Annotated in this window: 16 protein-coding genes; 10 read left to right on the top strand and 6 right to left on the bottom strand. The window is 56.9% G+C overall.

Going from position 1 to position 20,061, the window contains the following annotated elements; genetic code table 11:
• Nucleotides 1-26: 26 nt before the first annotated feature.
• From OLZ32_RS21170 to OLZ32_RS21190, 5 genes are all read right to left on the bottom strand, one after another.
• On the bottom strand, nt 27-779 hold the full coding sequence (locus OLZ32_RS21170; RefSeq protein WP_319641127.1) for an amino acid ABC transporter ATP-binding protein: 753 nt from the start codon (nt 777-779) through the stop codon (nt 27-29).
• A gap of 30 nt (nt 780-809) precedes the next feature.
• Nucleotides 810-1,859: an amino acid ABC transporter permease gene (locus OLZ32_RS21175; RefSeq protein WP_264396565.1), complete on the bottom strand. Its 1,050-nt coding sequence runs from the start codon at nt 1,857-1,859 to the stop codon at nt 810-812.
• 1 nt (nt 1,860) lies between these two features.
• Entirely contained in the window at nt 1,861-2,961 is a 1,101-nt protein-coding gene (locus OLZ32_RS21180; RefSeq protein WP_264396566.1) for an ABC transporter permease subunit, read from the bottom strand.
• Nucleotides 2,962-2,981: 20 nt separating this feature from the next.
• Nucleotides 2,982-4,004, bottom strand: a complete 1,023-nt coding sequence (locus tag OLZ32_RS21185) for an amino acid ABC transporter substrate-binding protein (RefSeq protein WP_264396567.1) — start codon at nt 4,002-4,004, stop codon at nt 2,982-2,984.
• A gap of 803 nt (nt 4,005-4,807) precedes the next feature.
• The gene (locus OLZ32_RS21190; protein WP_264396568.1) at nt 4,808-5,743 is read right to left on the bottom strand and encodes a hypothetical protein; all 936 of its coding nucleotides are present in this window, start codon (nt 5,741-5,743) and stop codon (nt 4,808-4,810) included.
• A 339-nt stretch (nt 5,744-6,082) separates the two neighbouring features.
• Between OLZ32_RS21190 and OLZ32_RS21195 the strand changes: the two genes are divergently transcribed.
• The 10 genes from OLZ32_RS21195 to OLZ32_RS21240 all read left to right on the top strand — a co-directional run bounded on the left by OLZ32_RS21195 (nt 6,083) and on the right by OLZ32_RS21240 (nt 18,860).
• Nucleotides 6,083-7,231 carry a cysteine desulfurase family protein gene (locus tag OLZ32_RS21195; RefSeq protein ID WP_264396569.1) on the top strand — a complete coding sequence of 383 codons (1,149 nt, stop codon included), beginning with the start codon at nt 6,083-6,085 and terminating at the stop codon, nt 7,229-7,231.
• A complete protein-coding gene (gene dndC, locus OLZ32_RS21200; protein WP_264396570.1) occupies nt 7,228-8,358 on the top strand; it encodes a DNA phosphorothioation system sulfurtransferase DndC in 1,131 nt (376 codons plus the stop codon). Before OLZ32_RS21195 ends, dndC begins: the two co-directional genes overlap by 4 nt.
• Before the next feature lie 29 nt (nt 8,359-8,387).
• The gene (locus OLZ32_RS21205) at nt 8,388-10,589 is read left to right on the top strand and encodes an AAA family ATPase (RefSeq protein ID WP_264396571.1); all 2,202 of its coding nucleotides are present in this window, start codon (nt 8,388-8,390) and stop codon (nt 10,587-10,589) included.
• A complete protein-coding gene (locus tag OLZ32_RS21210; protein WP_264396572.1) occupies nt 10,586-11,011 on the top strand; it encodes a DndE family protein in 426 nt (141 codons plus the stop codon). Before OLZ32_RS21205 ends, OLZ32_RS21210 begins: the two co-directional genes overlap by 4 nt.
• Nucleotides 11,012-11,070: 59 nt before the next feature.
• Nucleotides 11,071-11,274 carry a hypothetical protein gene (locus tag OLZ32_RS21215; RefSeq protein ID WP_264396573.1) on the top strand — a complete coding sequence of 68 codons (204 nt, stop codon included), beginning with the start codon at nt 11,071-11,073 and terminating at the stop codon, nt 11,272-11,274.
• The gene (locus tag OLZ32_RS21220; RefSeq protein WP_264396574.1) at nt 11,271-13,307 is read left to right on the top strand and encodes an AAA family ATPase; all 2,037 of its coding nucleotides are present in this window, start codon (nt 11,271-11,273) and stop codon (nt 13,305-13,307) included. Before OLZ32_RS21215 ends, OLZ32_RS21220 begins: the two co-directional genes overlap by 4 nt.
• Nucleotides 13,307-14,794, top strand: a complete 1,488-nt coding sequence (locus tag OLZ32_RS21225) for an FtsK/SpoIIIE domain-containing protein (protein WP_264396575.1) — start codon at nt 13,307-13,309, stop codon at nt 14,792-14,794. Before OLZ32_RS21220 ends, OLZ32_RS21225 begins: the two co-directional genes overlap by 1 nt.
• Before the next feature lie 2 nt (nt 14,795-14,796).
• The gene (locus OLZ32_RS21230; RefSeq protein ID WP_264396576.1) at nt 14,797-15,963 is read left to right on the top strand and encodes an AAA family ATPase; all 1,167 of its coding nucleotides are present in this window, start codon (nt 14,797-14,799) and stop codon (nt 15,961-15,963) included.
• The gene (locus tag OLZ32_RS21235; RefSeq protein WP_264396577.1) at nt 15,963-16,847 is read left to right on the top strand and encodes a hypothetical protein; all 885 of its coding nucleotides are present in this window, start codon (nt 15,963-15,965) and stop codon (nt 16,845-16,847) included. The genes OLZ32_RS21230 and OLZ32_RS21235 overlap by 1 nt, the downstream gene beginning before the upstream one ends.
• Before the next feature lie 108 nt (nt 16,848-16,955).
• A complete protein-coding gene (locus OLZ32_RS21240) occupies nt 16,956-18,860 on the top strand; it encodes a DNA phosphorothioation-associated putative methyltransferase (RefSeq protein WP_264396578.1) in 1,905 nt (634 codons plus the stop codon).
• Nucleotides 18,861-18,879: 19 nt separating this feature from the next.
• Here OLZ32_RS21240 and OLZ32_RS21245 read toward each other — a convergent pair whose 3' ends face one another.
• A complete protein-coding gene (locus OLZ32_RS21245; RefSeq protein ID WP_373694593.1) occupies nt 18,880-20,019 on the bottom strand; it encodes an RHE_PE00001 family protein in 1,140 nt (379 codons plus the stop codon).
• Between the last annotated feature and the right edge of the window lie 42 nt (nt 20,020-20,061).

Consider the following 20,061-nt stretch of genomic DNA (forward strand, 5'->3'; position numbering starts at 1 on the left):
TTGTGGTCGCGCCGCGGGGCCACTGTTCAGTGCAAAATCTGTCCGAGGAACGCCTTTGTGCGGCTATTCCTAGGGGTGTCGAAAAATTCACCAGGCGGCGCCGATTCCACGATCTCACCGCTATCCATAAAGATCACGCGGTCAGCGACGCGACGCGCGAACCCCATCTCGTGCGTCACGCAGATCATCGTCATCCCGTCGGCGGCGAGCGCGACCATTGTGTCGAGGACCTCCTTGACCATTTCGGGATCGAGTGCCGATGTAGGTTCGTCGAAGAGCATGATCTTCGGCCGCATGCAAAGCGCGCGCGCGATCGCCGCCCGCTGTTGCTGGCCGCCGCTGAGTTGGGTCGGGTATTTATCGGCTTGATTTTCAATCCGCACCTTCTCGAGGTGTTCCATCGCCACCGCCCGGGCATCGCGCCCGGACATCTTTCGCACATGGATCGGCGCAAGCATGCAGTTCTCGATGATGGTCAGGTGGGGAAAGAGAGCAAACGACTGGAAGACCATACCCACTTCCCGTCTGACGGAGTCGATCGCCTTCAGTTTGCTATCAACCTGGGTGCCGTCCACGAGGATTTTGCCCTCTTGGTAGGTCTCCAGTTGGTTGATGCATCTGATGAGCGTGCTCTTGCCCGATCCCGATGGTCCGCAGAGGACGACGCGGCCGCCCGTTGGAATGGTCAGCGATACGTTGCGCAGGACCCTAAAATTTCCATACCACTTGCTAACACCCGCGAATTCGATCGCGGCACCTTGTTGTTCTACTGAAGTCAAAGTCTGAACTCCTTGGACATTGCACGGTCATCAGCGTCGGCCGACGGACATCAGCATCTCGGCCATTTCCCCAAATTTGATGATCGAACAACACATTGCGAAGTAAATCACGCCGATGAAGACGAACCCTTCGGCCGAAAATCCGGTCCACTGCGGATCGGATATCGCCAGCCGCGCAGTGCCTACGAGATCAAACTGCGAGATGATGACGATGAGGGTCGTATCCTTGAGCAGGCTGGCAGCCAGACTGACGAGCGGCGGGACGACCAGCGAAAACGCTTGGGGCAGAATGACCAGGCGCACCCGCTGGAGCCTCGTGAATCCGAGGCTGTCTGCCGCCTCATACTGAAGGTGCGGGATCGCGTTGAGACCGCTCCGCACGATCTCGGAGAAGTAGGCGGCAGCGACCAACAGCAGCCCAACAAGAGCGCGGAAAAGCGTGCCGATTTCGAGCTGTACGGGAAGGAACAACGGTACAATGATCGTCGCGATGAACAGGACCGCAATGATTGGCAGCGCCCTCATCACTTCCACGAACCACAGGCACAACATGCGCACTGCTCCGTTCCTCGACTTGCGTCCCAGCGCAATCAAGGTCCCAAGCGGAAGTCCGAGCAAGATGGTGCTTACCGACAGAACGATCGTGATCGGAAGTCCACTCCAGAGTCGCTCAGGAACTGGGGCGAGGCCGAAGACGCCGCCGCTCAGGAGAACGAAGGAGGCGGCGAGTTGCGCCAGCCAGAGGAGTGGCAAGGCGCGAAGCAGGGTCTTGGTGCCGGTCGCGATTGCCATGAGCGACAGCACCAGGCAAGCCGCGAATAACGCGCAAAGCGCGACCACCCGCCCGATCTCTTCCAGAGGGTAGAAGCCAAACAGAATGAAAGACATTTTGTTCGTCAGGAATGTCCAGCACGCCCCACCGGGGTTCGCGCGGCATTGGGATGCGTCCCCTGTCCAGGTCGCGTCGACGATTGCCCATCGGAAAATCCACCAGAAGAACGCCAGCGCGAGCGCACCGAGGACAATCGTGGTGGCGGACTTCGCGGGTGTGCCGAAGTAGACTTCAAGCCGCTGCTTCATATCAACGCCTCCTGTCCAGAGAATTGACGAGGAGAGCGCACGCAGCATTGATAGCCATAAAGAGAGCCGCGAGGGTGACCACAGACTCGATAGCGCGGCCCGTATTCTGCATGATCTGGTACGTTACGGACATGATCTCGGGGTAGCCGACAGCCACGCCCAAAGGCGTCGATTTTATGATGTTGACATAGATGTTGATCGTCGGCGGGATCGCGAGCCGCAGAGCCTGCGGCGCGATGACGAGTCGAAACGCTTGTCCTCTGTGCAGTCCCAGCGCGGCGGCTGCCTCGGACTGGGGGCGGGGCACCGAGAGAATTGCCGCCCGGATAACCTCCCCCATCTCCGCGCCGAAGTAGAAGGCGATGCCGAACGCCAATGCCCCAAACTCGTTGCTGAATGTGAGGCCGCCGTTGATGCTGAACCCTGCCAACGCCGGTATCTGGTACCGGGCAGTTCCGAATACGACCGCGACCGCGCTGGTTGCTAGGATCGGGACCAGCCACCGCGGACGCGATTTCATGAAGCGGGCCGCAAGACCGACAACGGCGAGGAGCGTCCCGACGAAGAGCCATGGCACCGAGAATTCCGCTGACGGAACGACTATGCCCCTATTGGTGAAGTAGATCGCGCCGAACGTCGCCGACGCTGCGCGCGGCGGCGGCAGTTGAAGGAGCGCCAGATATAAAAAAACCAGGAAGATTATCAGCGGCACGTTTCGCACAACATTGACGTACGAACGCCCTATCCGCGCCGCGAGCGGGTTGTCCGAGAGTCTAGCGAGGGCCGCCACCAAGCCCAGCAGCGTCGATCCAACCACCGCGGTCAACGCGACGACCAAGGCGTTGGCGAGACCAACCCCGATCGCGGCCAGGTTCGTCGAACCTGGCGGCAACGGAATGACGCTCTGCGAGATGCTGAATCCAGCAGTCCCAAACAGGTAGTCGAAGCTGATGCCGAGTCCGATTTCCTGCAGTCTCTGCTTCCCGACCGTCAACCCGACGACGAGAAAGCCCAGAACTGCGCTGGCTGCTGCGACCGATGCGGCGTGGCTCCGCCAAGGCGCTTTGGTGGCGGAGCCGGGGGTCGTGGATGTCGCTTGCATGTCAGGGCGATCCGATCGCATCAGCGCCACGGCGGCGAATAGATGAGTCCGCCATTGGACCAGAGGTTGTTGACTCCGCGCGGTATCTTCAAGGCGGACTGTTCCCCGAGGTTGCGCTCGTAGATTTCGCCGTAATTGCCGACCGCCTTCATAACTTTGACCACCCAGTCGTTGGCGAGATTCATCTTCGTACCGATATCACCTTCGGCCCCGAGCAGACGGCGCACTTCGGGATCTTGGCTCGTCTTGGCGAGTTCCTCGACGTTTGCGGATGTGATCCCGAGCTCTTCAGCCGTAATCGTGGCGTTAATCGTCTGCCTGACGAGGTTCGTCCACTCTGGGTCTTTCTCTAGCACGACCGGCGAGAACGGCTCTTTTGAGATCGTGGTTTCAAGGATGATATTGTCATCCGGGTTGCCGAGCGACGTGCGGAAGGAGGCAAGCACAGGCGGCTCCTGGCTGATGGCATCGCAGCGGTCGGACTTGTAGGCGTTGAACGCGTCATCGATCTTATCGAAGTTGACTTGGGTGTATGTCATGCCATTCTTGCGGAAATAGTCGTCAACACTCGAGATGTTGGTGGAGCCGGTAATGTTGCAGATTGCTGCGCCGTTCAGATCCTTGGGGCTGATGACGTTTGCGCTCTTTTTGACCATGAACGCATTACCCGAATAAAAGTAGACCCTGGGAAAATCGTATCCCAGCACGGCGTCGCGTGAGACCGTGTATGTCGTCGACGTCGTAATAATGTCGACCTCGCCAGTCTGCAGGGCGGTGAACGTCTGCACGAATGACATCGGCTTGTAGACGAACTTGCTCGGATCGTTGAAAAGCGCGGTGGCGAGCGCACGGCAATAGTCAACGGCAAATCCTTTCCAATTGCCGCTAGGGTCCGGCGTGTGGAAACCCAACCCTTCAGGTTGACCTCCACAGTAAAGCTCACCGCGGGCCTTGATCTTATCGATCGCCGCGCCAGCATGAGCGTCAATAGTCATCGCAAACAATGCCAACGTCGCCGCTGTGGCAGTCACAACTTTTCTCATATTTCAGTTCCCCATTTTGTATAGATACGCACCCTGGTGGTGCCTTGTCCTCCCGTCGTCCACACCCCGCGCAGAACACGTGGGCAGCCAACAAGACGACGGTACGACAAGAAATATCTTAAAAAAATCGCAAATTAACCGAGATGACTATTCGGCTTTTGTGAAGTATCGGCCGCGTCGTCTCCTAGCGTGGGAATAGTGCGAGGCTGGAACGCCATTCGCAAAAGCGAGGCTCGTCCTGCACCAAATCAAACGGCCACATCAGTCAAAAGAGCATACTCGCTGCCGATCACACATCGACGGACATTTTTCGCCGTCGCCAAGGCGACCGGACCGAGGCAATCCCGGTTTGCACCGGCGCCTGTAAGTGTTTGAATTTATCGATCGCGCCCGATGGCCTCGAAACCCGGCGGCATTAACAAGCTGAAATCGCAGCGATTTGTCATGCAGGTTGGTTGCAAGGGCATGATTTAAGCCTGTTCATTGGTCTTGAAGGGATCTGAACCAACAACCTAGGCCTTCGCATTGGCTAAGCAACTGAAAAATAAGAGAATTGATTATGTTGAGAATTGGCTTTAAGCCGCTATTCTGAAACTTCAAAACATTCAGAGGTCGATTGTGCCGGTTTCCTTCGTTGACAACCGGGCAACGCGCGAGGCTGCAATCTACCGTAAAGTAGGCGAGTCGAAGGCTGGAGCGCAAATTCGGCTGATCGTCGGCGCTGAGTTCGGCCTATGCGCCCCGAAAGGCGCATAGGCTTTCTTTATTCAAGACGTTGTGGCCGAAGTTCTTGCCGCCTAAATTCAATCGCGAGGAATTCTAAACAATTCACTCGCCTTGTTCCGTCCCATGCCCAAAACGGCGTTGAATTCGGCCCGCGTCATTGCTGGCCCGCTGCCGATAACCTTGCCCATGCTGCAACACCCTCGGCTTAGGAACCAGGTCCGAAGCCTCGCGCATGTCTTGAAGCCTCCGTGTTCAAAAATCTTATCGAGCCGCTGCTTCGGGTCCGGATCTTCGTGAAGCAAATGATGGGTGAGCGCCAACGCGTACTCTTTTGCGGTCATTTGAAACAATAAACGCTCGTCGATATTGAATAGCGCACGCTGGGTCGATGCAAACAAGGTTACGAGATCCATCAGAGATGGAGCCTGCTCATTTTGATATCGATGAACGAGACCTACAACGTCGGCCCCTCCTCGCTCAGACTTGAACCAAGCATCAGACCCTTTGATTTCTTTTAGTTGGCTATTTCCCAGCCGATGACGCTTGTCGCCGTGCACAAATTCATTCCGCCAGGCGCCAAGCAAGTCCACGATGAGCAAGATTCGTCCGTCAACGGCGTTCGGAACGTAGGATGCTAAAACCCTCAAGCGTTCAGCGACCGTGCGGCGCCGCTCGATTTTTGGATCTCTTCGTCCATTCAAGTCATCATGCAACGCCTCCGGCACCAGCCCAGGTACCCGGCTCGTGACGCGCAGATATTGATCAAGCCCGTCCATCACCGTTACGATTGCACTCTTGACAGCAAAAGTGCGCATCTCGTCGAAGTCACTAAGATTGTCGGATTTGTGCCAAGACATTTGGAGGTCGGGCGGTTTCACCGGGTCGACGTGTTTGAGCGTCTCGAGTGCGACGATGATCCCGTTCAGGCATCGGGTGGCGTCGCCAACGGATTTTCGTGCGCTGGCGAGACCAGGAGTGACTCCGAACTTAATAATGCGATTGGAACTGCTCATATATTTTACGCCAATTGAAAACTCAGGATTGTATATCGTTCAAAATCCAAAATTGCATGAACGCGTGCAGTAAGCTGGCGAGCAGGATCGACCTAAGGATAGGTGAGCCCGAAGCCACTGTGATGAGTGACTCGTATCTTGGTCCACTCGCTATCCTATCGATTTTTCGGGTATGAATGCGTTCCGCCTGGACTGTAGGTCGGCTCGATGCGCTGTGCTGCTCGTCTGTTTTTTGGGGACAGTTGTAAGCTTTGTGAGTGATTTGCTGCGAACTCGTGTATCATCGTTGTCCAACGGGGGCTCGCTTCGCATGAGCGGACTTAAAGAATTGATGGGCTTATGCCGATTTATCTCGACTATCATTCCCACGCGCCGATGCATCCGGCCGCTAGGGCGGCAACCTTCGAAGCTTATGAACGCTTCGATTCAAACCCGCACTCCACCCACATTCACGGCACACTGGCCCACGATGCGGTGGAAAGCTCTCGTGGACAAGTTGCCCATCTAATCGGAGCTCGTCCTTCAGAGATCGTGTTTACCTCTGGTGCGACCGAAGCCAACAACCTTGTCTTTGCAGGCCTACGGGATCTGCTGACCGCTCAAAACAAGAAAAAGGTCGTAATTGGCGCGGTTGAACATCCTTCGGCACTCAAGGCGGCCGAAGCGCTTCGCCGTGATAACTTTGAGATCGTTTCCCTTCCCGTCCACACGGATGGTCTGATCGATCTTGATGCTGCGGCAGAAATGATTACCACCGATACGGGTATCGTGTCAGTAGCGGCGGCGAACCACGAAGTCGGAGTGTTGCAACCGCTAGCAGCACTTTCTGAGCTTGTCAGGACTCGCGGGAGCTTACTCCACTCCGATCTGGCCCAAGCCGCTGGCAAGATCGAACTCGATCTAAGCGTTCTCGATCTGGCGAGCATCTCGAGTCATAAGCTCGGTGGGCCAGGGGGTATCGGTGCTCTTTACGTGAGGCGGCTGATTAAGCCGAAGATGAAACCCCACCTCGCTGGTGGCGGACAGGAAGCGGGACTGCGATCCGGCACTCTGCCCACTCCCCTTTGTGTCGGGTTCGGCGTTGCCTGTCAGCTTGCCGCGGAGGAAATGGCAGAAACCGGCACGCGCGTGCGTCGTATGCGCGACTCGCTCCTGACGGAGCTTCTGGCGATTACCGGATCGAAGTTGAACGGATCGGCAACCGCCCGTCTTCCGGGTAACATTAACATTTCTTTCGACGATGTGGATGGCGAGGCGCTGGCGTATCACCTTCAGCAGTCAGTGTCGGTCTCGACGGGATCGACATGCAGCGCGAAATCGCTCGAGCCCTCGCCTGTATTGTTGGCGATGGGGCTTCCGAGACATGTCGCGGAGTCGGCAATTCGCATCGGCCTCGGGCCATTCACAACGGAACATGATATCGAGATCGCATCGCGGGCTATCACGGCCAGCGTAACCGAATTGCGATCCATTCGGAGACGAGCATGAACATCGTGGTCAATCCTGCGAATACCCAGGCCGCGGTTAAGTCGGGCCTCGCAGATAAACTCAAATCGGTGCTCGCTGATCTCCGCGATGAATACGTCCAGCCGCATTCCACCCCCTGGATCATCGGTTTCTCCGGCGGCAAGGACAGCACGTTGCTGGCCCAGCTCGTTTTCGAGATGCTGCTGGCTCTGCCGCCCAGGCTTCGCACCAGGCGCGTTCACGTTGTAGCGAACGATACGCTTGTCGAATCTCCGGTTATCGCGAGCCACCTTCAATCTGTACTCGATCGCATCGCAGGCTCGATCGACGCGTTGCGGCTCCCCGTCACCGTCGCGAAGACGGTGCCGGATATCGACCATACGTTTTGGGTGAACCTCATCGGGCGCGGTTATCCCTCGCCAAGCAGGATGTTTCGCTGGTGCACCGATCGGATGAAGATAATTCCGACTACCGAGTACATTCAGAACCAGGTCGACAAGTCAGGACAGGCCATCCTACTGCTCGGGGTAAGACGAGCCGAATCGTCCCAGAGAGCGCGCAGCGTCGAACGCTATGAAAATGGGGAGCGCCTGAACGCTCATAACAGCCTAAAGAATTGCTTCGTATATAAGCCGATTGTCGAGCTGACCACCGAAGAGGTATGGCAGACCCTGTTGCAGTCGAGCCCACCTTGGGGCGGTACCCATCGAGAACTGGTCACCATGTACCGGAACGCGGGCGCAGGCGAGTGTCCACTCGTCACCGACAAGAGCGAAGCGCCGTCGTGCGGGACGAGTTCTTCCCGGTTTGGCTGCTGGACATGTACCGTTGTCGAGAAGGACAAGAGCGCAGAATCGTTCATCGAATCCGGGTATGGTGATCTTGAGCCCCTTCTTGAATTCCGGGACTGGCTCAAGGAGATCCGCGAAGACGGCTCAATGAGAATGGCCACCCGGCGCAATGGAAAGCTGAATTTTGTCGGAGATGGCCGTCTGATCCCAGGCCCCTTTACACTGGACGCAAGACGACAAATCCTTGATAAGCTTGTTGCCATGCAGGTGGAGGTTTCCCTAGCACTTATCAGTGACGAGGAAATCGCCGCCATCAAGAGAATATGGGCAGAAGATCTCTCTAATCTTTCTGCCTAGAACGCCGCGAGATCGCATGGCTAGAGTATATGAGTAACAGTCTTGAACAATTACTGGAAGCCAAATCCATGCTTGGCTCCCATAAGAACCGTCGACGGCTTTTTCTTCGTTTTGACAGTATTTTCGCTTCTGCCACCATCGAGCCAGGGGAGCTCAGGAACCAGATAGCGGCAGTACACGACGGCCTGCGGCGCAGATGCCAGTTCAAACGGATCAGGATGTCCAACTGGAAGGCCTTCGATACCGCGGACCTCGAGTTCCCGACAACGGCGTCCGGTCGTCCGATTGTGCTGATTGGCGGCAATAACGGCAACGGCAAAACGAGTATTCTCGATGCTCTCATCGCGGGGCTGTACGGCGCGGCAAGCTTCATCGACGGTGGTCGCGGGTCCGCCCAGGCGTCTGAAGTGGTCCGGCGGGCGGAATATCGCAGCTTTATTGAGCGGGCTTTCCACAAGCCTGCGTACGATCGTGGCGAGCGGATGTCATCCGTCGTCGTGGAACTCTCGATACCCAACGGTCAGTTGGAGATCGAGCGACGCTGGTACTTCGATGATGACGGTCAGTTGTTCGAGGATGACGAAGAGGTCGTGATCCGCCTCGGCAAGGACCGCGATATCGTGGCAGTTCCTCAGGATGAAGACCCAATATCATTTTACGAGAGCCTCATCGCCTCGATCGTCGCCCCCGCCAGCATGATTCCGTTTTTTCTGTTCGATGGCGAGCGCGTTGTGGAGCTGGGCCGGAAAGACGTCAGGGAACAGGTTAGGATTGGGATCGAAAGCGCCTTGGGAATTTCGTCGCTCAAGCGTTTGGCTGCCGACCTTTCCGACTATGTGAAAGATCGCTCTCGCGACCTCGTCGACGAGGACGTCGATGCGGAGCTTCGACGGGATGTTACCGGACTTGAAGACAGGCAAGCTGAGTGCATACGCGACCGCGATGCAGTGGAAGCGGAGGCCGCTGTCCTCAAACAGCGACGCGACGCGATCGTTCACGACATGGGCGCGCTCACTAACCACAGCTTCAAGGACAGGCACGAAACGCTCGAAGCCAAACATATTGCAAACCAGCAGTTGGCCGCCCTACGCAACGAGATGGCGGCAACCGCATCACGGCTTCTCCCATACCTGCTTCTCGGTCGGCCGCTGATGAAGAGAACGGTCAGCGCGCTTGAGAAAGCAGCCAGCAGTCGTGTCTTGGACGGCAACCCATCGGAGCTCGCCCTCGAAAACCTTTTGAAAGCCCTGGATGAGATCGAGCCTAAGGTCGATCTTGCGACGGGCAGTATGATAAAGGAGAGAGTGCGGTCAGCGTGGACAGTCTCGCGCCCCGCGAATGTTGCTGATCAGAGCCGCCACAAGTACCTCGAGCGATACGATGTCGAACGAGTTATCCACGGCCTCGGGCAAGGCGTTCAGGACGCGAAGGTCCAACTGCCAGAATTCATCCGGCGGGCAAGAGAGCTCGGTCAGATTGTCAAAGAAAGCGACGAATCGCTCCAGTTTGAAGAGGGTATCGAAGCAGCGCGAAGCCGCTACTCAGCTGTGCTGCGTGAGATAAACGGCGAACTCGAAGCGGTCGAAAGAAAGCAACGCGAGAATGCGCAGCAACTTTGGCATATCGAGAACGAGCTCGCGGCGAAGCGGACAAATCTGGAAAGGAGGTTGATCCAGCGCCGCGGGACAGCTGCCGGACTTCCTGTCGTGGATGCAGCGACTACCTTGCGCATCGAAATTTTGAACGCCATAGACCATATCGTACCTGAATATTACGCCGCCTTGGCCGATAAGGTTTCGTCAAACTACCGCCAGCTTGCACACAAGACGGTTGTCCAGCGGATTGAGATCAACGAAGACGGCTCAGTCAGGATTTTTGATGCGGCCGGGACCGATATCAGCCAGGCGGAGGCCTCTGCGGGCGAGAACCAAATATTCGCGACGTCGCTGATTTCCGCCGTCGGAGGACTGGTTGGGTCGCAGCTTCCGCTGGTCATCGATACGCCGCTCGGCCGTCTCGACACTGGACATCGGGAGCGTGTGCTCGACTTCTTCAAAAATGGTGGAAGCCAGGTCATCATCCTCTCTCAGCCCGAGGAAGTCGGCGGACGATACTACGACCAGATAGCGGAGAGCATATCCGCCGAATACACCCTTTCATACAGGTCAGATGATGGCCTACTCGGCAGCACCGTACTTGAAGACGGCTATTTCAGGCAGAGGGCGGCATGAGCACGGTGCGTTATCCATTACAGCTTGGCGACATAGTGCGAGCCGATTTCCGTACATCTCTCCCAGCTGATCACGAGAACAGCCGTTTTCAGCGGGAGTGGGGCTTCGCGTTTCGCTATCAGCCAGCGCGGCTGGCGATATCAGCCTCGCTTTCTGATCCGACGCCCCCCTCTACGCATATCGAGGCCTATGGCAAGCCCATCAAGGGTGACACGTTGTTCGGCCAGGACGAAAGTGACCTCGCCGCATGGATCGCGTTGATCGTCGAACATTCCGGAGAGGACGAACTTTCGCGCCGCGAGTTTCAAGACTTGGTGGCCCAACACTGGGCGAGGGGGCTGGATATGCTCGAGCGAAAGCTGAACAAAGTCGAAGGTGGGATCGTGGGAGTGGTAGAAAATCTGCTCGCAACACATCCGTAACCCGATAAAGTTATACACTTTTTACATAAAGTTGATTATAGGTTGCATCACGGTGGACGATGCGAAATCAAGAACTCAGATCATCAATTGTTCGGGAAATCTGCGATAGCTCCGGTCTGGATGCGGAACTGATATTCCGCCTGCTGGATCTTGAGACAAAGCACCGCGATCTTCTTGCGTGGGGAGCGCGCCCGAACCTGCGCCGTGACATCACGGCGCTCTTCGAAGAAGAGTTCGAAAAGTGGCGGATCGAGGGTAAATGAAATTCACTCGGGTCCGTTTAAAGAATATTTTTGCCTACCATGGCCTGATAAATTTCGATTTTTCCATTACCAGCCAATCGCGCAACGTCGTGTTGATCTGGGGTCGCAACGGCATGGGAAAAACAAGCTTCTTGAACGCCGTGAAACTCCTCTTTACGGGCATTGCACAGAAGCAATTTCGGACGGTGGGCTTCCCCCCCTCCCTTCTGAATGAAAAACAGTATCTGCTCGGGGATGGCGCACGTTGGTCAGGTCTGGTCAACCGCAGTGCAAGGCGTAAAGCCGCTGTTCTCAACGAGACCGTCGAAACGTTCGTCGAAATTAGCTGGACCGACGAGGACGAAAGGGAGTTCACCGCACAGCGGTGGTGGCAAACCGAGGGGAACAACACGGCATCCGGGGTCTACATTGATTTCGACGGCAATAGAAAGGCCGGCGAAGCCGCGGAGGATTTCCTCGAGGAGACGCTGCCGAGCGATCTCGTGAAGTTTTTCTTTTTCGACGGCGAGGATATCAAGAGCATCGCGGAGTCATCCGGCACCCTGCAGAAGGACATCAATCGGCTTCTTCAGCTTACTTTCGTCGAAGAACTCGCGGAGGAGGTTCGAAAAGTCGCAGACGAACGACGTCTTCGAGGAATGCAGACCGAGCTCCGCCGTCAGGTCGATGCGGCTCTGGCGTCGCAGCGCAGTATCGAGACGTCCATTTTCGAGCTTGAAGAACAGCTTGTCGCCATCGACGACACCCTTACAACCGACGGCATTGATTTGCGCAAGCTCGAAATTCGACGGGCAAATCTCAGTTCAGGTGCGTCCGAACTCCAGCGCGACGCCCTTGAAAAGCAGTTGAAAAAACTAAACAAGCAACTCGAGGACTGCGTCGCGGAGATATCGACGCAGCTGCCATTGGATATTCCGGTCGTCGCTAACCTGCGGATACTCAAGCGCGTGCGAGATGAGGTCGAAGCGCGCATCGCCGCTGGTGGATCCGCTGAAGCAAATTTCGTGAGGCAGATAGACACACGGCTCCCCGGTTGGGTCGCCGAAGCCGCGCCCGATATGCCACATGAGGATGTCGCCGGGATTGCCCGGTATCTTTCCGGAAAGCTCAACGGTGCACTAAATCTTCCGGGCTCCGCCCTTGGGACATTCGCGGCCGCGGATGTGTTTCGGATAGAAAAAATGCGCCGTATGGTTGAACACTGGAGCGCAGCGGGCGGCGAACGGCAAGATAGACATGTCCGCCTCCTTGAGCAGGCCTCCCAAACGAAGGCGGAACTGGCTGAAGTCACCGAGGCTCTTCTCAAGCTCGAGGTGGGCGCTCAAGGCAATCTCGAAGAGTTCCGCGACGTGACGAACATGATCGAGGAGCTCCGGGTGAAGGAAGCCCGCCTGAACCAGCAGAAGGGCGTTTCAACGACCAAGTTGACGGACTTCAAGCAGCAGCGGATCGATATTGCGGAGACGATCATCCGTCTTCAGGCAAGCCAAAACCAAGCCACGACGGAAATGGCAGAGAGCAAGTTCGCGACGAGCGTATCTAAGGCGCTGAACGAAATCGCGTTGAGATTGAAAGACGCGACCCGCACGGAGCTTGAAGACTTACTTAATGATCGCTTCCGCCGAATTATCTCCCATCCCTTGATCAAGCGGATCGGGATCGATGACGCCTATGTGCTGACTTTTTATGAGGAGAACGGAAGACCGATCGGCCGTACGAGCCTCTCCAGTGGTATGAAGCAATTGGCTGCGACGGCGCTTCTATGGGCAATGAAAGACAGCGCCAACCGGGATATACCCGTGATAATTGACACCCCACTCGGTCGTATCGACCGCGAGAACCAGGATCATTTGCTGAAGTCCTATTATCCGGCGCTGGCGAGACAGGTCATCATCCTTCCCACAAACGCCGAAATCGATGCGCGCAAGCGGGGTCTTCTGGAGCCGCGCATCGCCGAGCATTATCTGATCGAAAACAACACCGGGGACGCCGCTGAGGTCAAACAGGGCCAAGCCCTCGTGGAGCTTGCCTGATGGTGTCACGTATCCACCTCACAAAAGATGAGCGTGCCATAATCGAACGCGTTTCGCAGGGATGGCGACAGAAGCTCGATCAGTGGACTATAGCGCGCCTGGCATTGGCCCGTTCACTTCAGATGACCGAGGCACCCTCGCCCGAGCTATATCCACCGCTTTCAGGACAGCGTGGCGGCGTCGAATTGCATCCAATGCAGCTTATCGGCGAAGGCAGGGCCAACGAGCTCGAGGACTTCACGGATCTGTATTGCGCGATGTTGTCGATCTACGAAGGCGCCGATCTGTTCGAGGATGAAGAACTCTACCATGCGGCACTTCAACGTCACGTCAGGCGCGGACTGGCGGTACTCAACGAAGAGTGGCGCGACCAGTCGGACTTGAACCGCTACATCCTCGACGAAATCCTTGTCGACCGGGCAAAGGAGGCCGACAGCGGAGAGACGAGTGACGGTCTCGGCGAACGAGTGACGCGCGCCCTCGGTCAGATCGGGGTGGATGCCAAACTGCAGTCAACATCCGTCGGGCCGCGCCTCACCCGCTTCAGCTACGAGCTTCCGCTCCTCGACGATCTGGACCGACTGCGCCGCGGTCAAGACAAGATCGGCTTTGCCCTTGGCCTCGGGGACAGGAAGATCGACATCGCCGTCGGCACCAGCGAGCGAACGGTTGTTCTAGACGTGCCCCGCCCTTCAACCACCTGGAAAACGGTAAACTGGCCGGACATCGTCTCCGCTCTGGACAGTCCCGCCGCATCTAAGATGTCGCTGCCGATTTGCCTCGGCACCAGCGTGCTCGGTGAGCCACTGCTGATTGATCTGGCTGAAGCTCCACATCTTTTCATCGGTGGCACGACAGGAAGCGGCAAAAGTATGTGCCTTCATTCCATCCTGCTCTCGCTGAACCACAACAAGGTATTGGCTCCGGAGCTGCTTCTCGTTGACCCAAAGGCAGTAGAATTCGCCGGCTACCGCGGCTTACCCAATTTGATGGGTAAAGAGCCTGTAGTGACGCCCGACGACGCCTACAGAGCGCTCAACGACCTAGTGGACGAAATGGAGCGTCGGCAAACTGTTTTCAAAGAACTTGGTGCCCGTGACATCTCCGAGGCGCTTGAGAAAGGCGCGCGCCTCAAGAGGATCGTCGCGGTGGTCGATGAACTCGGCGACCTGTTTTTGAACCGTCGCGAGATCGAGATCCCCCTTATCAAGCTGGCTCAGAAGTCCCGTTCATCGGGAATCCATCTCGTCTTAGCAACACAGAGGCCCGAGGCCGCCACTTTCCCTGGCCTGCTTCGATCGAACATACCGAGCCGTATCGCCCTTACGGTACAGAAAAATGCTGAATCGAGGATCATCCTCGATGAGGGCGGTGCCGAACAGCTCCTTGGCAAGGGTGACATGCTTGTTAAATTCACGGGGCAGCAAGTTGTGAGAGGTCACGGAAGCCGGGTTCTTCCGTCCGACATCAGCGAAATATTGAGATAGACATGCAGAATTTGACGATTTCGGACTGGAAGCTGATCCGCCTCACTGTTGAAGAGCTTGGGCCATTCCGCAACGGAAAGCGGGAGTTCGATTTTTTCGGGATCGAGCCGGGATCGTCGGACCCTTATTCGGCAGGTCCAGCGAACCTGTATATGTTACTGGCAAAGAATGCTTACGGTAAGACGACCGTACTCGAGGCGATTTTCGGCCTTTTCGGTCTACTAAATGAGAACCCGTGTGGCAGGTTTGCACAATTCACAGCCACCGGACAAGCTCAAGTCGATATCCGCGCGACCTGGACGATCGACGGCGTTTCGCAGGACGTGCTGCTGTCCGTGTGGACAGGCTCTCAAGGCCCTGTGCGGAGTTGGACGCCGGACGAGCTCGACACCGTGGCTCAAACCCGCAATTGGGCTGGGCTCGGTATATCGATGACGCCTCAGGGTCTGAGTGTGAGCTCCCAGACGAACGAACTCGGTGCGCTGTTTTATGACATAACGCGGCGTTCTCTCGGCCAGCCGCCAAGCGAGCTTTTTGGCTTGTCTCAAAACCTGCCCTCTATCCTCTATTTTCCGGCAGATCGACGTGTAGTCGCGCCTGTGGAGCATTTTGCCGTGACGCGACCGGATATCTGGGGCTACCAGCCAGCCCAGATATTCAGCTCCGACGGCCCCGAATGGGGTACGTCCATCGACAATGTACTTGTGTGGCTCGAATGGCTCGCCGACAGGCGCTCGGACGGCGCGGGCGATCGTCGGGTGGATGATCTTCTGTCATTCCTGAATGCCCTCATCTTCAAGGACGACCCGTCGAAGTCTATAACGCAGCCGCGGCGCGAGGAGCTGAGGACTTACGTCAAAACACGCTACGGTGTTCATTCGCTGGCTGCCCTCAGCCACGGCGAACGGGCAATGCTCCAGATTCTCGGTCGGACGTTGACCCACATGACATCGAATACGATCATTCTCATCGATGAAATCGAGATTCATCTCCATACAAGGTGGATGAACCGGATGTTCGAGGCGATGAAAGAGTTGCTTCGAAATTACACGGCCCTCACCCTGATATTCACAACACACAACCGTGAGCTGATGCAGGTTTTCCAGCACAACGTGCAGGAAGAAGGCCTGATCAAGGGTGGGCACTTGATAGAGAGCGACATCCAGTAATGGCGAACCTTTCTCAGATTTCGGACCCAGCCGAGCTGGACAATATCTACATCGGAAAAGTGGTCGTTTATGTGGAAGCTGAAAGTGACGCCAATCTCTTTGGCGTCCTGGTAGGGCCGGGGCATGCCGAGCGGATCGAATTCAAGATACCCCCGGAAGGCGGAACGGGCTGCGGACCCGCAATCGCGCGGGTGAAACGCGAGCGCGTCACCAACAGGAAGGTCTTTGGGCTAATCGATGGCGAAGCGGCCGCATCGTCCCATCTCGGCTTTGAAAAGATGCTCGAATGTGTCGAACCGACATTCGTGGTCGATGATCCCGAACTCGATGGCGTTCTGTTCCTGGCGGAACACGAGGCGGAAAACATTCTGTTGAGGCACACGGACGTCTGTCACTACGTCGTCAAAGACAGGACCCTTGCTGGCCTGCATACGAGGTCGGCGGACGATGTTCGCGAGTTGATCAACGGGGTCGTTGACCGCTACTTCTCGAGTGCTGTGTGCAAGTATACGAGTGCGCGTCTTCATTCAGCGCAGGCGATTTCCGGCATTCTAGACAGCGGAATGTTTTTCAACGATCTTTCTCGGACCGGGTTTCTCAAGCTGCTCAAAGCTAAGGTTGCCGCCGCTGGCTGCACTTGGGAGGTTTTTCGCACTGAGTTCAAAACACTGCTTCGGCTGATCAAAACCCGTTTCGACACTATGGAGGAAGCGCTGAAATCAGCGGAGCGGAGACGACTATCCGACGGAAAGAGCGCGCTTGCGAAGATCCAGAACGTATACGGCGTCAACAAATATTGGGAAGGTCACCTGGCCGACGAGCTGGCAAAGCTTCCCTACGCGACCGAATTTAGAGAGAATGTCTTCCTGAGGACCGGATTGTAAGTGCTGCGATTTAGCCGAAGCACCGGATGCAATAGCAGACCCTACGGGGCAGGGTGATTTCCGGCCGTAATTTCTACGGCGCGCCTGCTGAGAGAGAATGCTTGGACGATGGCTGCTGGGAAGAAGATCGGCCGAACACTTTACCTCCATCGGGATGCGATCGACGCCCTGCCCGACGATACTTTGCGAATTGTCGCCTCGGCCATGTCTTCGGGCCCGCCCTTCGAATGGAACGCCGTCAAGCTCGAAACAAGCAAGCTTTCGCTGTTGCAATACCAGGATTTCGATGCTCACGCCTTCCCGGTTTTATTGCGGGCGAGGACTTTCAAGCTCCCCGACTTCACCTTCACGGACACTGACTACTCGGGCCGCAAAAACCCTCCGATCCTGCACCGGAAGGAACTCCTTCTTGCTGAGGGAGATGCCCGCCGACCTGCATTCAGTGCGATCACTGCTCTTGCGGAACGTCATGACCTCTTTGCTGACGCCAAACGGATCGGTACCCGTGAGGCTTGGGGTAGACTTGTATCGGACGTGGGACTGCTTATAGACGGCCCTCGACTTCGTCACGCTTCGTTCGCCACCGTCGAGCGTCACAAGACCGCAATAACGCGCTACGACCTATCCGCTCCTGTGGCCTTGATGTTGAAGCAAGGCATGCTTCGGCCTGAATATAGCATGTTCGATTACGGCTGCGGTCTCGGCAGCGACGTCGCGATTCTGACTAAGAGCGGCTACGATGCGTTCGGCTGGGATCCTGCGCACAAGCCCGATGGGATAAAAAGAGAAGCCGACATCGTGAACCTCGGTTTTGTGGTCAACGTCATCGAAGATCCACGCGAGAGGGCCGATACGTTGAGGTCTGCCTGGTCATACTGTCGGAGAGGCCTCTGCATCTCGGCAATGCTCGCCAACCAAGCAAACGTCGCGGGACATACAAGCCATGGCGACGGATATCTGACATCGATAGCGACGTTCCAGAAATACTACGCCCAGGCCGACCTTATTTCATGGGTATCGGAGGTCCTTGGCGAGCAGGCTGTCACTCTGGGCAATGGATCAGTTGCATGCTTTAAAGACAAGGAACTTGAGCAGGAGATCAGGTTCGCCAGGTATTCGCGAATTTCTTCAGCCTCCATAGGATCGATGCGCCTTGCTCGCACTCTTCGTCCATTAAAAGCCGCGCGGGAGGTGCCCTCGGCTATCACATCCGCTCTATGGGACCTAGCGCTCAGCCTTGGAAGAGTTCCCACCCCCTTCGAAGTCGACCCCGAAACCTCATCCATCATCGCTCTCGCATCGCTTTCTCCAGCAGCGGCCATTCGTTCGTGTGTTGCAGGTTTTGATAGAGCCGAGCTTGAGGATGCAGCCCTAAAGAGGCGCGAGGACATGGTTGTCATGGCTGCCCTGTCGCTTTTCCCAGGATCGCCGAGATATACGACACTGCCACCCTCGATTCGACGAAGTGTTCGATATTTCTTCGGGAGCCATGAGCACCTTCTCGACGAGGCACGCGAGCAGCTCCGCGCACTTCAAGCGGCCGACTTTTTAGCAGAAAGCTTTCGCTCGGCCGTTGCAAATGGTGTAGCGACGATCAATGAATCCGCTTTGTCTTTTGGCATGGTCAGCGAAGAGCGTCTTCCGATAGGGATCAGATTGATGCTTGGCTGCTCGGAGCTTGTCTCTCCCGGTTTCAGCGCATGCGATATCGTTGAAATCGGGCCCGCGCGCGGAAAGCTGAAGGGCTATGTTTGCAGCAACATGGAGTCGCCTTTACCGAAGATTTCCTCCCGGGTTGTGGTCGATCTCGCGCGGTTCTCAAGTCACAGCAAGGATTTTTCAGACCGCGTGCTCTATACCAAGTCTCGATATATGGAACGCGATACGCCCAACCTTGAGCGGCAGCTTTCCATAGAGACTAGGCTCGTCGCTCACGGGGTCGTGGACCGATACGGGAATGGCCCGGAAGGCCGCGCGCTAAGTGCGATGTTGAAAAGCGCATTGAAAAGATAATTCAAACATCATCGCTCCGCTATAGGACGCCCCATGCCCGAAACCTCCCCCTGCCCGTCATCTCCCTCAAGCCCAGCTCCAAAACAATCCGCCGCGCCGCCTGCGGCGTCATCTCGAGCGTCTCCGCCACCATTTTCCCTGACACCAGCGGCTTTGCCATCACCAGTTCAACCAGTTCCGGCAGCTTTGAAGATGTCCGGCGCCCCTCCAATTTCCGCTCCATCAATGTTCGCGCCAGCGCCAGCCGGTCATGTTCTTTGAGCCCGATCTCGGCGGCCGCCAAAAAGCCGTGGGCGATGGCGAGCAGCCGGGTTTCGCGGTCCCGATGCCGACGCCGATCGACGGGAATGGTTTTCAGTCCGAGATTGACGGCGGCAAGATGCGCGCCTGACGTGACGCCGGCATGGCGCAGGATCGACGCCGCCAACAATCTGCCGAGCCAGGGCGCGTGCTGGAGGACCGAAAGCTCGTTCCAAGCATCAAGGGCGACGATGGCCTGCAGCACCGCCGGCAAGTTTTCGGCCTGGCGCAGCACAGCCCGCCATTCGTCCAGCCGCGCGTCCTCATCCCAGTCGAGATCGTAGACCATCAGATCTTTATCTTGGCCGCCGCCGCGGCCGGGCCGTGTTGCGTTCTCGATCGCCGCGTCTGATCGGGCGAGCACCGCATCAATGGCGGCGTCGTCGATACCGGGGAGGTTTTCGACGTCGTCGGCGTCTTCGCCCTCCCCTTCTGGATCGCTCGCGACCGCGGGCCGGATGGCACCGGGTGTCTCCACGTCGCCAGCGTCGGCCGACGTGATCTCCGCCGTCTTTCGCAGCGTCCGAACCCCGTCGGCAGTCAACGCCCAGCCGGGCGGTTGGGCGGCGATGCGCCGGCGGGTGCACAACACGTCGCGGGCGATTGTCAGTTCATGGGTGGGTGTGCGAATATCGCGGATATCGTCGTAGAGGACGAGGTCTTCGAGATGGACCAGTTCGCCGTCGATCCACAGGGAGGCGCAGGCGTCGGTGAACTGGGATCGCTCGAGCCATCCCTGGCCGACCGGTGAGCGGGCGATGCGCTCGTCAAGACGTGTCAGGGCGATACCGGCGCGAAACGCCGGTTCCAAAAAGCTCGAAATTGCCAATCTGTCGAAATTGTAAGCCATTGATTTTATGGTAAATTATACGAACTCTATAAAAAAGTTTGGGTTCCTCAC

This window comes from Rhizobium acaciae, from assembly GCF_025941625.1.
GTDB lineage: Bacteria > Pseudomonadota > Alphaproteobacteria > Rhizobiales > Rhizobiaceae > Rhizobium > Rhizobium acaciae.

Coding starts and splice junctions, on each gene's coding strand:
- OLZ32_RS21220 (WP_264396574.1), top strand. CDS start 11,271: ATGAAATTCACTCGGGTCCGTTTAAAGAATATTTTTGCCTACCATGGC.
- OLZ32_RS21225 (WP_264396575.1), top strand. CDS start 13,307: ATGGTGTCACGTATCCACCTCACAAAAGATGAGCGTGCCATAATCGAA.
- dndC (WP_264396570.1), top strand. CDS start 7,228: ATGAACATCGTGGTCAATCCTGCGAATACCCAGGCCGCGGTTAAGTCG.
- OLZ32_RS21205 (WP_264396571.1), top strand. CDS start 8,388: ATGAGTAACAGTCTTGAACAATTACTGGAAGCCAAATCCATGCTTGGC.
- OLZ32_RS21180 (WP_264396566.1), bottom strand. CDS start 2,961: ATGCAAGCGACATCCACGACCCCCGGCTCCGCCACCAAAGCGCCTTGG.
- OLZ32_RS21190 (WP_264396568.1), bottom strand. CDS start 5,743: ATGAGCAGTTCCAATCGCATTATTAAGTTCGGAGTCACTCCTGGTCTC.
- OLZ32_RS21230 (WP_264396576.1), top strand. CDS start 14,797: ATGCAGAATTTGACGATTTCGGACTGGAAGCTGATCCGCCTCACTGTT.
- OLZ32_RS21235 (WP_264396577.1), top strand. CDS start 15,963: ATGGCGAACCTTTCTCAGATTTCGGACCCAGCCGAGCTGGACAATATC.
- OLZ32_RS21240 (WP_264396578.1), top strand. CDS start 16,956: ATGGCTGCTGGGAAGAAGATCGGCCGAACACTTTACCTCCATCGGGAT.
- OLZ32_RS21185 (WP_264396567.1), bottom strand. CDS start 4,004: ATGAGAAAAGTTGTGACTGCCACAGCGGCGACGTTGGCATTGTTTGCG.
- OLZ32_RS21215 (WP_264396573.1), top strand. CDS start 11,071: ATGCGAAATCAAGAACTCAGATCATCAATTGTTCGGGAAATCTGCGAT.
- OLZ32_RS21195 (WP_264396569.1), top strand. CDS start 6,083: ATGCCGATTTATCTCGACTATCATTCCCACGCGCCGATGCATCCGGCC.
- OLZ32_RS21210 (WP_264396572.1), top strand. CDS start 10,586: ATGAGCACGGTGCGTTATCCATTACAGCTTGGCGACATAGTGCGAGCC.
- OLZ32_RS21175 (WP_264396565.1), bottom strand. CDS start 1,859: ATGAAGCAGCGGCTTGAAGTCTACTTCGGCACACCCGCGAAGTCCGCC.